The organism is Novosphingobium lentum NBRC 107847 (assembly GCF_001590965.1).
GTDB classification, from domain to species: Bacteria; Pseudomonadota; Alphaproteobacteria; order Sphingomonadales; family Sphingomonadaceae; genus Novosphingobium; species Novosphingobium lentum.
In genome coordinates, this window is record NZ_BCTW01000026.1 from 1 (window position 1) to 14,085 (window position 14,085).

General features: G+C 66.1%; 10 protein-coding genes. 8 read left to right on the plus strand and 2 right to left on the minus strand.

Annotated elements, in window-relative coordinates; all coding sequences use genetic code 11:
* Window positions 1-311 precede the first annotated feature (311 nt).
* A complete protein-coding gene (locus tag NL2_RS18405; RefSeq protein ID WP_068077564.1) occupies window positions 312-941 on the plus strand; it encodes a class I SAM-dependent methyltransferase in 630 nt (209 codons plus the stop codon).
* 56 nt (window positions 942-997) lie between these two features.
* Here the strand turns inward: NL2_RS18405 and NL2_RS18410 are convergent, their stop codons facing one another.
* Window positions 998-3,940 (minus strand): ribonuclease E/G, encoded by a 2,943-nt coding sequence (locus NL2_RS18410; protein ID WP_068077499.1) that lies wholly within the window; start codon window positions 3,938-3,940, stop codon window positions 998-1,000.
* Between the two features lie 608 nt (window positions 3,941-4,548).
* Between NL2_RS18410 and NL2_RS18415 the strand changes: the two genes are divergently transcribed.
* The 7 genes from NL2_RS18415 (at window position 4,549) to NL2_RS18445 (ending at window position 12,567) form a co-directional block, all read left to right on the plus strand.
* The gene (locus NL2_RS18415) at window positions 4,549-5,451 is read left to right on the plus strand and encodes an N-acetylmuramoyl-L-alanine amidase family protein (protein ID WP_068077501.1); all 903 of its coding nucleotides are present in this window, start codon (window positions 4,549-4,551) and stop codon (window positions 5,449-5,451) included.
* A gap of 113 nt (window positions 5,452-5,564) precedes the next feature.
* Entirely contained in the window at window positions 5,565-8,126 is a 2,562-nt protein-coding gene (locus tag NL2_RS18420; RefSeq protein ID WP_068077503.1) for a penicillin-binding protein 1A, read from the plus strand.
* 55 nt (window positions 8,127-8,181) lie between these two features.
* Window positions 8,182-8,733 (plus strand): peroxiredoxin, encoded by a 552-nt coding sequence (locus NL2_RS18425; protein ID WP_068077505.1) that lies wholly within the window; start codon window positions 8,182-8,184, stop codon window positions 8,731-8,733.
* 98 nt (window positions 8,734-8,831) lie between these two features.
* Window positions 8,832-9,959 (plus strand): peptide chain release factor 2, encoded by a 1,128-nt coding sequence (gene prfB / locus NL2_RS18430; RefSeq protein WP_068077507.1) that lies wholly within the window; start codon window positions 8,832-8,834, stop codon window positions 9,957-9,959.
* Between the two features lie 26 nt (window positions 9,960-9,985).
* The gene (locus tag NL2_RS18435; protein ID WP_068077509.1) at window positions 9,986-10,705 is read left to right on the plus strand and encodes a class I SAM-dependent methyltransferase; all 720 of its coding nucleotides are present in this window, start codon (window positions 9,986-9,988) and stop codon (window positions 10,703-10,705) included.
* Window positions 10,706-10,715: 10 nt separating this feature from the next.
* Complete coding sequence (locus NL2_RS18440) at window positions 10,716-12,137, plus strand: NAD(P)H-dependent flavin oxidoreductase (RefSeq protein WP_068077511.1); 1,422 nt, start codon at window positions 10,716-10,718, stop codon at window positions 12,135-12,137.
* Between the two features lie 67 nt (window positions 12,138-12,204).
* The gene (locus NL2_RS18445) at window positions 12,205-12,567 is read left to right on the plus strand and encodes a hypothetical protein (protein ID WP_068077513.1); all 363 of its coding nucleotides are present in this window, start codon (window positions 12,205-12,207) and stop codon (window positions 12,565-12,567) included.
* A 113-nt stretch (window positions 12,568-12,680) separates the two neighbouring features.
* On the opposite strand, the gene NL2_RS18450 is transcribed toward NL2_RS18445, so the two are convergent.
* Window positions 12,681-14,006 (minus strand): ammonium transporter, encoded by a 1,326-nt coding sequence (locus NL2_RS18450; protein WP_068077515.1) that lies wholly within the window; start codon window positions 14,004-14,006, stop codon window positions 12,681-12,683.
* Window positions 14,007-14,085 lie beyond the last annotated feature (79 nt).

Here is a 14,085-nt window from a genome sequence, read left to right on the forward strand (position 1 = left end):
ACCCTCATTGTCGGCGAGCAGGTTCTTGAAAAACTTCATGGCAAATTCCCCTAAACATCAATTCGAGACGAATACGCGCTCAGATCCCGATGAGCACATGAAGGGCTTCTACTTACTATTGACGAAAGATAAGTTAACGAAAGGCAGGGGCGCGCGATCGAGCAGGCCAGGTGTCGGCAGTCCAAACTGAGCGGGTCTCTCGCCAGTGCTGGAATGCGGCCGCGCGCGCCAGTGCTTGACGGCAGACAGCCGCTGCGATTGTGTGGGTGTTGCGGACCTGCGGCGACATGCAGGATGTCCGGGAGGATGCCATGGGTTTCAAGGCTTGGTACGATGCGCATGTCATGCCGCGGATGATTCGTTGCGCCTGCAGTGCGCCGGGAATCATGGATCGCCGGGCCTCTGTCGTGCCGCTTGCGTCGGGCAGGGTCTTCGAACTGGGCTGTGGCGGCGGGATCAACCAGGCCTTCTACGACACCGACCGGGTGACGGCCTTTGCCGGGATCGACCCATCGCCCAAGCTGCTTGATTATGCGCGCGAACAAGCTCGTACAAAGGGCTGGGATGCCGATATCCGCCAGGGTTTCGGCGAGGACATACCGTTCGGCGATGAACGCTTCGACACCGTGGTGTGCACGTATACCCTGTGCTCGGTGGACGATCCGGCGCGCGTTCTGGCGGAACTGCGGCGCGTGCTGGTTCCGGGGGGAACGCTGCTGTTCCTGGAGCACGGTCATTCACCCGATGCGGGCGTCGCGCGTTGGCAGCAGCGAATCGAACCGATGTGGAAGCCGATGATGGGGGGCTGCCATCTGACCCGCCCCATCGGGCCAGCGGTGCGTGCTGCCGGGTTCAGTGTCGAACCGATCGGCTCCGGCTACATGCCGAGGATGCCGCGGTGGGCGTCGTGGATGGAATGGGGCGCGGCGGTCAGAGCCTGATGATCGATCCCCCGGATTTCGCCGGGGGATCGCATCATCGTTTGCTCTGCTCAGCGTCAGCCGAACGTGCGCTGCCACCAGCCGCGACGCGGTTCGCCGTCGGCTTCGGCGGCAACCGGAGCGGGTTCGTCGGTGCCGGCCGCGACCGGTTCTTCGTTGACCGGTTCCGTCACGGCGACGTGCTCGGGCGCGGCAACCGCCTCGACGGACGTTTCGGCTTCGCTGGCCTTCTTAGCCCGGCTCCGACGCGCCTTGGCGGGGGCGGGCGCTTCGGCCGCTCCTGCCACTTCGACGTCAGCTTCGGGTTCGGGCGAGGGCGCCACGACAGCGGACTCGTCCGTGGCCGCAACCGCCTTGGGCTTGCGCACACGCTTCTTCGGTGCGGGCGCCTCGTCCGTTTCAGCTACCGGGACATCGGCGACGTCGTCCGTCGCCACATCGACCTTGCGCCGGCGGCTGCGCTTCTTCGGCGCGGCTTCAGGTGCGTCGTCGATATTGGCGTCTGCGTCAGGGCGCGCATCCGATGCCGGTTCATCGATTTCGGCCGGTTGGCCGTCATCGGACTGATCGGCAGAGTCCCGATCCGGCGCAGCGTCATCCGCACCTTCATCGCCGACGATCGCATTGCCGTTGGCATCCTCGCGCGCCCCCCCGCGCCGACGACGACCGCGACGGCGGCGCTTGCGCTGCCCGCCTTCGCCATCTTCGGCAGACGCAGCATCAGTACCCGGACGGCCTTCTTCGGCTGACCCGTTCCCGGCATCGGTGGTGTCGGCTTCGTAATCACCGTCATCGCCATCGCCCGCTTCGCGTTCGCTACCCTCGGCCTGGCCTTCGCCCGTCACATCGCCATCGGCGCGATCGCGGCTGCGACCCCGGCGACGTTTGCGACGCTTGCGACGGCCATCGCTGTCCGTATCGCCCGAGGCGCCTTCGCGCGGGGCACGGTCGGCACGGTCGGCACGGTCGGCGCGATCGGAACCCTCGTCGCGGGCTTCCTCTTCGTCGTCGAACTCCTCCTCGTCCTCGATGAAGTCCTCTTCGGGCTCCTCGATGATCGGTTCGAAGCGTGGGATGAATTCCGGACGCGGCCCACGCGCGGCCACGCGCATCTTGGCACCCTCGTTCTCGCCTTCGGGGATCACCTCGACGGCGACGCCGTAGCGGTCCTCGATCTCGGCAAGGTCTCCGCGCTTGGCATTGAGCACGTAGATCGCGGCTTCCTGGCTGGCGTAGAGTGTGATGATGCTGCCCTTGCCCTTGGCCGCTTCATCCTCGATCATGCGCAACGCGGAAAGACCTGCCGACGAAGCGGTGCGGACCAGGCCCGAACCGTCGCAGTGCGGGCAGCCGCGGGTGGTCGCCTCAAGCACGCCGGTGCGCAGGCGCTGACGGCTCATCTCCATCAGGCCGAAGCCCGAAATGCGGCCGACCTGGATGCGCGCGCGATCGTTCTTCAGCGAATCCTTCATCACCTTCTCGACCTTGCGGACGTTCGATCCGTACTCCATGTCGATGAAGTCGATGACGACGAGCCCGGCCATGTCGCGCAGGCGCAACTGGCGGGCGATCTCGCGCGCGGCTTCCAGGTTGGTGGACAGCGCGGTCGCCTCGATCCCGTGTTCCTTGGTGGAACGACCCGAGTTGATGTCGATCGAAACCAGTGCCTCGGTCGGGTTGATCACGAGGTAGCCGCCCGACTTGAGCTGCACCACCGGATCGTACATCGCGGTCAGCTGGTCTTCGGCGCCATAACGCTGGAACAGCGGCACGGGGTCGGCATACTGGACGACCCGGCGCGAATGGCTGGGCATCAGCAGCTTCATGAAGTCCTTGGCCGCGCGGTAGCCCGCTTCGCCTTCGACCATCACTTCCTCGATTTCGCGATTGTAGATGTCGCGGATCGCCCGCTTCACCAGATCGCTGTCCGAATGGATCAGGGCAGGGGCGCTCGACTTGAGCGTCTGTTCGCGGATCTCGTCCCACAGCCGGGCGAGATAATCGAAATCGCGCTTGATCTCGGGCTTGGTGCGCTGGAGCCCGGCGGTGCGCACGATGCAGCTCATCGACTTGGGCAGGTCGAGTTCGCCGATGATCGTCTTCAGGCGCTTGCGATCGGTCGCCGAGCTGATCTTGCGGCTGATACCGCCACCATGGCTCGAATTGGGCATCAGCACGCAATAACGACCGGCCAGGCTGAGGTAGCTGGTCAGCGCCGCGCCCTTGTTGCCGCGTTCTTCCTTGACGACCTGCACCAGCAGCACCTGACGCCGCTGGATGACGTCCTGAATCTTGTAGCGGCGGCGCAGCGCCATGCGCTTGTCGCGCAGATCGTCGGCCTGCTTGGTTTGCGCGCGGCCTCCCTTGCGGCGGCCCCGGCGCGGACGGCTGTTGCTGTCCTCGTCGCTTTCATCGCCGCCTTCGCGGGCTTCCTCGCCCTCGTGGTCGAAGCCGTTATCGACATGGCCACCCTCGATCGTGGCGACCTGGTCCTTCTCCGACGTATCGACCTCGGACACGCCGTCGTCTCCGGCGAAATCGTCTGCCAGCGACTCGCCGCGATCATCCGACTCGTCGTGGTCGCCAGCATCGTCGCGGTCATAAGCGTCGCGGTCATGGGCATCGCCGCGATCGTCGTCGTGGTCCGCATCGCGATCCTCGGCTTCGTCTTCGGCTTCCTCGGCGGCGCGCAGCGCGGCTTCTTCTTCGGCGTGCGCGGCTTCTTCGGCCAGCAGCGCCTCGCGGTCCTCGCGCGGGATCTGGTAGTAGTCGGGGTGAATTTCGCTGAAGGCGAGGAACCCGTGACGGTTGCCGCCGAAATCGACGAACGCCGCCTGCAGCGACGGTTCGACCCGCGTTACCTTGGCGAGATAGATATTGCCCTTGATCTGCTTGTGATCAGAGGATTCGAAATCGAATTCTTCAATCCGGTTGCCTTTGAGCACCGCCACCCGGGTTTCTTCCTGGTGGCGCGCATCGATAAGCATGCGCGTTGTCATCGTAAAATCTCCAGCCGCGCCTGCGCAGGGTTAGCCCCCACTGCGCGTCGCGGATAATTGTTGTTGTGCCGCGACACGCCGAAAGTCGGGCGTAGGCCCGGGTGCGGTGTGTCGCTGATGCGGAAATGCCGGTTCGGAGCGCATGGGTGGAACACCCGGGGCGCTCTCCGCCCGGCGGCGGTTGGCGTGTGTCTGCGGTGACGATGCCGATCAGCGAGATGCTGGCCGGCGAACAGTTCTTGCCGTTTGCGGTCCACGCCGTGCGGCCCTCGTCGGGGCGCCTCGGCTGGAACTCTACACGGCTCATCATCACGGCATCAACCTTTGCGCGGGGATCTTGGGCATCAGCCCGGCCACCCCGCATCTTGCAGAGCCAAGGCCAGCGATCCTGCAACCGGAAAGGTAGCGCCGCCCTGCTATTCGCCGTCGATTCGGGCGTGGTGGCGGCTGGATATGGAGCTGGCTCGCTCCGATAAGATGGGTGCTAGCACCGCAATTGCAAAGCGGCAATTAAAACAATCCCGAAAAGGTACGCAGGGTCACCCGCCACCGACCCGGTGCGATTTGCACTGGACCGGCGATCCGGCGGCAAGGCATAGGCTGCGGCAATGACCCAGCGCGACCGGACTGCTGCAAGACCTGGCCTGCCCACGCTGGCATCGGTTCTGGCCTTGTGCGCCTGCGCATCCGCCAGCCTTATGCTGGGCGGCTGCGGTGCGCAAATGCAGGGCCGGGTGCCGTCCTATGTCGTGCGGGTCGAACTGCCCGATGCCGGGGGCACGATCGGGCTTCCGCAGATCGAAGGACCGGCAGATGCCAGCCGTCCGCTGGTGGTGATCGATGCTGGCCACGGCGGGCATGATCCGGGGGCGAGCGGCGCCGGGAGCTTGCGTGAAAAGAACGTCACGCTGGCGTTGGTACAGGCGGTGCGCGATGCGCTGGTGGCCGACGGCCGCGTGCGCGTGGCGCTCACCCGTGACACCGATCGGTTCCTGGTGCTGCAGGAGCGATCGGGCATCGCGCGACGCATGGATGCCAACCTGTTCGTGTCGATCCATGCCGATGCGGCAGACAGCGATGCGGCGCATGGCGCGACCATCTATACCCTGTCCGACCGCGCATCCGACGATATCGCCGCCAGCCTCGCCAGCCGGGAAAACCGCGCCGACATCGTCAACGGCGTGTCGCTGGGTGACAAGTCCGACGCAGTAACCTCGATCCTGCTCGATCTGTCGCGCCGCGAAACGCGCGAGCAATCGGGGCGATTCTCCGATCTCGTCCTGCGCGAAGGCGGCGATCGTCTGGCGTTCCATGCCGATCCGCAACGGCAGGCGGCATTCGTGGTGCTCAAGTCGCTCGACGTCCCGTCGGCGCTGATCGAGGCGGGCTATATCAGCAGCGCCGATGACGCCGCGCGGCTGACGTCGCCGGCCTGGCGCAAGGAATTCGCGCGCGCCGTGGCCGGCGCCATCGAGATCTTCCTGGCCCGCCAATCGGTCGCGCGGCCGTAATCGCGCCGCTGCAAGTCCATTCCGGCGCAAATCGGCGCTGCGAACCGCCAATTCACGTCGGCCCTGCTTAGTTCTGGCGTCGCCCGAAAGTTGCATGCTAGAGGGCGCGCAACATGGCCGACGACACGCCCGCAGAGAGCTCCGCGCAGAGCCCCGCACACAGCTCCGCCGAGAGCATCAGCTATCGCGTTCGCCGCGAAGCGAGCGGCATTGCCCAGTGGTTTCGCCGAAACTGGCACGACAGCAAGTGGTTTCGCCGCGGTGCGATCGTGCTTGCGCTCGCCGCGTTGCTCAATGTGCTCGTGTGGGTGTTCGTGGCACGCGGCCTGCCGTCTGCCGACACGCTGTTGACGTACGAGCCGCCGCTGCCCACGATGGTGCGCGGGTATGACGGTGAAATCGTCTCGAGCTATGCCCGCGACCGCCGCGTGCAACTGCGCTTCGTCGATTTCCCCAAGCCGCTGATCAACGCCTATCTGTCCGCCGAGGACAAGTCGTTCTTCAGCCATGGTGGCGTCGACTATACCGGCCTGGTCGGTGCGGTGTTCGATTACGTGACCAAGTTCGGTTCGGGCAAGCGCGCGCGCGGCGGCTCCACGATCACCCAGCAGGTCGCCAAGAACATCCTGATCGGCAACGAATATTCGGTTACCCGCAAGCTCAAGGAAATGATCCTCGCGCGGCGTATCGAAGCGGTGCTGACCAAGCAGCAGATCCTCGAGCTGTACCTCAACCAGATTCCGCTCGGGCGGCGCAGCTTCGGCGTGCAGGCGGCATCGCGCGCGTATTTCGACAAGGACGTCGGCGACCTGCAACTGCACGAGGCGGCGTTCCTGGCGATCCTGCCCAAGGCGCCCGAAACCTATGGCCGCGCCAAGTTTGCCGGCCTGGCGATGGAACGGCGCAACTGGGTGCTCGACCAGATGGTCAAGAATGGCGGGGCCACGCGCGAACAGGCCGACACGGCCAAGGCGCAACCGCTTGGGCTGGTGCAGCAGCGTGGTGAAAATTACGATGCCGACGCCGGCTATTTCCTCGAAGAAGTGCGCCGCCAGCTGATCGGCAAGTTCGGCGAAAATGCCGAGGAGGGCCCGCACAGCGTCTATGCCGGTGGACTGTGGGTGCGCACCTCGCTCGACACCCGGCTGCAGAAATCGGCGCAGGATGCGTTGCGCGCGGGTCTGTTGCGCTATTCGGGCGGACGCGGCTGGCATGGTCCAATCAGTACCGTGGACGTTTCCGGCGACCACTGGCAGACCGAGCTCATCACCGCCAACGTTGGCGTCCACTACCTCGACTGGCGCGTCGGCGCGGTGCTCGAAGTCAGTGGCGGCAATGGACGGATCGGCTTTGCCGACGGCAGCACCGGTGCGCTCACCGGGTTGCCGGCCGGTCCTAAGCCGGGTGACGTCATAGCGGTCGCACCCAACGGCAGCACCAGCTTCTCGCTGCGCAACATTCCCGAAGTGTCGGGCGGCATGGTCGTCGAGGATCCGCAGAACGGCCGCGTGCTGGCGATGCAGGGCGGCTTCGATGCGCGCCTGGGCTCGTTCAACCGCGCCACGCAGGCGCTGCGCCAGCCGGGGTCCACGATCAAGCCGTTCGTCTATGCCACCGCGCTCGACAACGGCATGAGCCCGGCGTCGCAAGTGGTCGACGGCACGTTCTGCGTCTACCAAGGCGCTGCGCTGGGCCAGAAGTGCTTCAAGAACTTCGGCGACGAAGGCGGGGGCGGCACGCACACCATGCGCTGGGGGCTTGAGCAATCGCGCAACCTGATGACCGTGCGGATCGCCAACGACACCGGGATGGATCACGTCGTGCGGCAGATCAAGGCGGTCGGGATCGGCGATTACCAGCCTTACCTCTCGATGGCGCTGGGCGCGGGCGACACCACCGTGGCGCGGATGGTCAACGCTTATGCCGCGCTCGCCAACCAGGGGCGCCAGCATGCGCAGACGCTGGTCGATTATGTCGAGGACCGCAACGGCAAGCTGATCTGGCGGTCCGACAACCGCCATTGCGACGGGTGCAACATGGGGCAGTGGGATGGCAAGCCGATGCCGCGCTTCCAGCAGGCCGGGCACCAGGTGCTCGACCAGCGCACGGCGTATCAGGTGGTCCACATGCTCGAAGGCGTTGTGGTGCGCGGCACTGCGGCCTCGCTGCGCGATCTGAACATGCCGCTGTTCGGCAAGACGGGCACGACATCGGGCCCGACCAACGTGTGGTTTGTCGGCGGCACGCCCGACATCATCGCCGGCGTCTATCTCGGCTACGACCAGCCGCGCAGCCTGGGCGGCTATGCCCAGGGCGGCCGGATCGCCGCGCCGATCTTCAAGCAGTTCGTGCAAACGACGCGCGACAAGTGGAGCGACATTCCGTTCGCGGTTCCGGCCGGCGTGCGCATGGTCCGCATCGATCGCGTATCGGGCAAGCGCGTGTTCGCGGGCACGCCGAACGACGAAGATCCCAAGGCGTCGATCATCTGGGAAGCGTTCAAGCCCGATTCCGAACCCAAGCGCACCGTGCGCCAGGACGAGATGAACGCCAAGGAAGCGGTGCTGGAAGCGCTGCGCCGCGCGCGCGCCGCCCGGGGCCAAGGCCCGGTTGCACCGCCGACCGAAAAGAGCGTCGACGAAGGTTTCGTCGAGGAGCAGGGCGGAATTTACTGATCGCGCCAGCAAATGGTTGTGCAAGGCGTTTGCGTTTCCTGTTAGGGTGCGTGCCATGAACCGTCGCACCTTGTCACTGGCACTCGCCGCGCTCGCGCTCCTTGTCCCCACCGCTTCGCAGGCCGAACTGGCGCAAGGCGCGCACGCGCCCGATTTTGCGGCACGCGGCGCGCTGGGCGGTAAAGTGTTCAGCTTCAACCTGGCGCAGGCGCTCAAGCAGGGGCCGGTGGTGCTGTATTTCTTCCCCAAGGCGTTCACGCCGGGCTGCACCCTGGAAGCGCACGCCTTTGCCGAGGCGATCGACCAGTTCAAGGCCGCCGGCGCCACCGTGGTCGGCATGTCCACCGACGATCTTCCGGCGTTGCAGCGCTTTTCCAGCCTCGAATGCCGCGACAAGTTTCCGGTCGTCGGCGCCAGCGCGCAAGTGGTCGCGGCATATGATGTCGACCTCAAGCAAAGCGGCAAGTCGACCGGGCTGACCAGCCGCACCAGCTACGTCATCGGCCGTGACGGTCGCATCGTGATGGTCCATGCCGATATGGATTATCGCGATCATGTCCGCCTGACGCTGCAGGCTGTTCGGGCGCTGCACACTCCCCACCACTGAGGGGGCCGGCGACGCGCGGCGTCGCGGAGAACGGCAAAGCTTTACTTGGGCCACCGCTCCGCTAGGGGGATCGGCTCATTTTACGGAGTTCACCGATCATGCGTGCCGAAGGGCAGGCTCACGTCGACCGCATCGAGGCCGCACTCGCCCTCGTCCGCAAGTTCCTGGATTGGGATCGCGCATTGCGCCGGCTCGATGAGCTGAACGCGCGCGTCGAGGATCCGAAACTGTGGGACGACCCCAAGCAGGCCGAGGTGGTGATGCGTGAGCGTCGCCGGCTGGAAGCGGCCGTGGGCACGGTGCGCGAGATCGGCGCGGAAATGGCCGATGCGATCGAATTCGTCGAGTTGGGTGAGGGCGAGGACGACCAGGCCACGATCGACGAGGGCCTCAAGACGCTGGCCGCACTGGCCGCGCGCGCCGATGCCGACAAGGTTCAGGCGCTGCTGGCGGGCGAGGCGGATGCCAACGACGCCTACCTCGAAGTCCATGCCGGCGCCGGCGGCACCGAGAGCCAGGACTGGGCCGAAATGCTGCAGCGGATGTACGCGCGCTGGGGCGAACGCCATGGCTACAAGGTCGATATCGTCGATTACCACGGCGGCGAGCAGGCCGGGATCAAGTCGGCCACGCTGCTGATCAAGGGCGAGAACGCCTATGGTTACGCCAAGACCGAAAGCGGTGTGCACCGGCTGGTGCGGATCAGCCCGTATGATAGCTCGGCGCGGCGCCACACCAGCTTTTCCAGCGTCTGGGTCTATCCGGTGATCGACGACGACATCGACATCGACATCAATCCGTCCGACCTCAAGATCGACACCTACCGTGCCTCTGGCGCGGGCGGGCAGCACGTGAACACCACCGACTCGGCGGTGCGCATCACCCATGTGCCCACCGGGATCGTCGTGGCCAGCCAGAACGATCGTTCGCAGCACAAGAACCGCGCGACCGCGATGAACATGCTGAAAGCGCGGATGTACGAGGCGGAACTCGCCAAGCGCGAAGCGGTGTCGAGCGGCGAATACCAGGCCAAGACCGAGATCGGCTGGGGCCATCAGATCCGCAGCTACGTGCTCCAGCCCTACCAGCAGGTGAAGGATCTGCGCACCGGGGTGGTTTCCACCAACCCCGGCGAAGTGCTCGACGGTGCGCTCGATCCGTTCATGGCGGCGGCGCTGTCGCAGCGCGTGAGCGGTGAAAAGGTGGCGGTGGAGGACGACGATTGAGGCGATGGCTCGCCTCGATTTCAGCCATGCTGATGCTGTGTGCGCTGGCCGCGTGCCAGCCGTCGGCTGACGCCGACCGGGCGCCGTCTGCCCGCGAGTTTCCGCGCGCGCACCGCCCGGTTTCGGCGCTGGGCGCCAGCAGTTTTTCCACAGAGAAGGAACGCGACGACCGGCGCGAGGCGGCCACGGTCATGGACCTGGCCAACATAGCCCCCGGCATGTCGGTGGCCGATATCGGCGCGGGCGAGGGCTATTACACCGTGCGCCTGGCCGATCGCGTCGGCGCGCGGGGCCGCGTGCTGGCGCAGGATATCGATCCCGGCGTGATCAAGCGGCTGGGCGCGCGGGTCGAGCATGATCGGCTCGACAACGTCTCGATCAAGCTGGGTGCAGGCGACGATCCGCGTCTTCCGCCCGCCAGTTTCGACCGCATCTTTCTGGTCCACATGTACCACGAGGTGGTCGAGCCTTACGCGTTCCTGTGGCGTCTGATGCCGGCGCTCAAACCGGGCGGGCAGATCATCGTGGTCGATCTCGATCGCGCAACCGACCACCACGGGATTGCGCCGGCCTTGCTGTTCTGTGAATTCGACGCGGTGGGCTTTCACTTGGCGGAATTTCGCCGTAAGCCTGAAATCATCGGCTACTATGCGCAATTCGGGGTGGCCGGTGCGCGTCCCGAACCGGCGGCCATCAGGCCTTGCCGGATTGTGGATGGCCAGGTCGTGCGCGACGCATCGCGCTGATGGGGAAGATATGTCTGCGTTCAAGGGTTTGAAGCCGATCCTCTACGGTGGCCGCGAAGTTTGGCCGCTGGTGGAGGGCGGCAAGGGCGTTGCGGCGACCAACCACGCCAGTTCGGGCGCGTGGGCGGCTGCGGGCGGAATCGGCACGGTCAGCGCGGTCAATGCCGACAGCTACGACGCCGAGGGCAAGATCGTTCCCCAGAAATATGCCGCCATGACCCGGCGCGATCGCCACGAAGAACTGATCCGCTACGCGATCGACGGCGCGGTCGAGCAGGTCAAGCGCGCCTATGACATCGCCGGCGGCCCCAATAACATGCGCGGCGCGATCAACATCAACGTGTTGTGGGAAATGGGCGGCGCGCAGCAAGTGCTGGAAGGCGTGCTGGAAAAGACGCGCGGCATGGTCACCGGCGTCACCTGCGGGGCGGGCATGCCCTACAAGCTGAGCGAAATCGCCGAGCGGTTCAATGTCAGCTACCTGCCGATCATCTCGTCCGCCCGCGCCTTCCGCGCGCTGTGGAAGCGCGCCTATCACAAGGTTTCGCACCTGATGGCCGCCGTGGTCTATGAAGACCCGTGGCTGGCAGGCGGGCACAACGGCCTGTCGAATGCCGAAGACCCGCTGAAGCCCGAAGATCCCTATCCGCGTGTCGCCGCGTTGCGCGACACGATGCGCAAGGAAGGCGTGTCCGACGACGTGCCGATCATCATGGCCGGCGGCGTGTGGTTCCTGCGCGAATGGAACAACTGGATCGACAATCCGGAGTTGGGCAGCATCGCCTTCCAGTTCGGCACGCGGCCGCTGCTGACCGAAGAAAGCCCGATCCCGATGGGCTGGAAGGATGCCCTGCGCGAGATCGAGCCGGGCGATGTGCTGCTCCACCGCTTTTCGCCGACGGGGTTCTATTCCTCGGCGGTGCGCAACCCTTTCCTGCGCAGCCTTGAGGCGCGGTCCGAGCGGCAGATCCCGTATTCGCGGGTCGAGGCGGGCGAACATACCGTGCAACTCGACGTCGGCGTGCGCGGCAAGAACTTCTGGGTCGCCCCCAAGGATCGCGAACGCGCGCGCAGCTGGGCCAATGCCGGGTTCACCAGCGCGATCCGCACGCCCGACGATACCGTGGTGTTCGTCGCGCCCGAAGAACGCGAGATCATCCGTAAGGACCAGGCCGATTGCATGGGCTGCCTGTCGCACTGCGGGTTCTCGTCGTGGAAGGACCACGATGACTATACCACCGGGCGGCTGGCCGATCCACGCAGCTTCTGCATCCAGAAAACGTTGCAGGACATCGCGCATGGCGGCGATATCGATCAGAACCTGATGTTCGCCGGCCACGCAGCCTACCGCTTCAAGCAGGACCCGTTCTATTCCAACAACTTCACCCCCACGGTGAAGGAACTGGTGGATCGTATTCTCACCGGCGACTGAAGCCCGGCGGCGGAACCAAGCGCCGCTGCGATGGTACTCACTGCAAGCTGCCGATCAGGAGTTCGCCATGACGCCGACCAAGTCCATGTTCTTGCTGCTGTCGATGCTGGTGGCCGCCCCGCTGGCGCTGGCAGGCTGTTCGGAAAAGACCCAGCAGGCCGCTGACCAGACAATCAAGTCCGCGCAGGACGATGTCGCCACGGGCGCGAGTTCGGCGGTCGATGTCGGCGCCAGGAAAGTCAGCGCCGCTGTCGATGACGTCGCCACCGACGCTGGCAAGGCCGTGGGCGAGGGCGCGCACAAGGTGGGCAATGTACTGGGCGACGCCGCGACCGGCGCGGCCAACGCGGTGGGCAAGGCCGCCGACAATGTGCACGAAAGCGTTGCCGAGCACCGCGCCAGGGCAACGGCCACTCCCCCCGCGCATTAGGCGCGATCCGCAGTGTGTCCCCGCGCAGGCGGGGACCTCAGGCGGGTGTGTAGCAAGGGCCTGAGACCCCCGCCTTCGCTGGGGATCCAGCTATTGCGCTGGCTCACCAAATCTCAGTCGAATTCCCACGCGCGTTCGCCGTGGCTGGCATAGTCCAGCCCCTCGCGCTCATCGTCTTCGCTGACGCGCATCGGCAGGACCATCGAGACCATCAGCGCGACGATCGCGGAGGCGACCGCGCTCCACAGCGCGACCGCGCCGACGCCGGTGGCCTGCGCGATCAGCTGGCGCGCCATGCCCATCCCCTCTGCATAGCCGGTGCCGCCGAGTTTCGGCGAAAGGAACACGCCCAGCAGCATCGCGCCGAGCATGCCGCCCACGCCGTGGACCGCGAACACGTCGAGCGAATCGTCGATGCCGAGGCGCTTCTTGACCAGTTGGATCATCGGGTAGCACAGGCACGCCGCCAGCACGCCGAACAGCATCGCCGCGCCGGGCGAGACGAAGCCCGCCGCCGGGGTGATCGTGGCGAGGCCGGCCACCGCGCCGGTGGCGAACCCGATCGAGGTCGGCTTGCCGACGGTGAATTTCTCGATCAGCAGCCAGGCCAGTGCGGCGGCGCAGGCGGCGACATGGGTGTTGATGATGGCGGACGCAGCATCGTCGTTGGCGGCCAGCGCCGACCCGCCGTTGAAGCCGAACCAGCCGACCCACAGCAGCGCGGCACCCGCCATGGTCAGCGCCGGGCTGTGCGGCAGCATCAGCGTTTTGGGAAAGCCGGCACGCTTGCCCAGCAGCAGCGCGACGACCAGCGCGGACACGCCCGCCGTGGTGTGCACCACGATGCCGCCGGCAAAATCGAGCGTGCCCAGCTTGGTCGCCAGCCAGCCGCCGCCCCACACCCAGTGCGCCACCGGCGCATAGACCACCAGGCTCCAGATGGCGCAGAACGCCACGACCCAGCCGAACCGTGCGCGATCGACCCAGGCGCCGACCATCAGCGCCGGGGTGACCAGCGCAAACGCCATCTGGAACAGTGCGAAGGCGCTTTCGGGAATGGCGGATTCGCCGCGCACGTTGCCAAGATTCAGCAGCATCCACGCGTTGCCCGAGCCGAGCCAGCCGCCATGGACCTCTCCGAACGCCAGCGTGTAGCCCACGATCACCCACAGCAGCGACACCACCGCGGCGATCGCGCCGACCTGCACCAGCACCGACAGGAAGCTTTTGGCACGGACCAGCCCGCCGTAGAACAGCGTCAGCCCCGGCATCGCCATCAGCAGCACCAGTGCGGACGACATCAGGATCCAGGCGGTATCGCCGCTGTCGACCGCGTCGGCGGCAGAGGCGGCATCGACGCCGGTATCGACCTGGGCGAACGCCAGCGCAGGCGCGGCAAGCGCCACCGCCGCCAGCGCGGCTGCCAGATATTTCCGCATGTTACCCCCTCCGTGCGCGCCCGTGCGGGCGCTCGACCCTCTGCGCCGCGTTTAACGCAACAATCGTTGCCAAGACAAG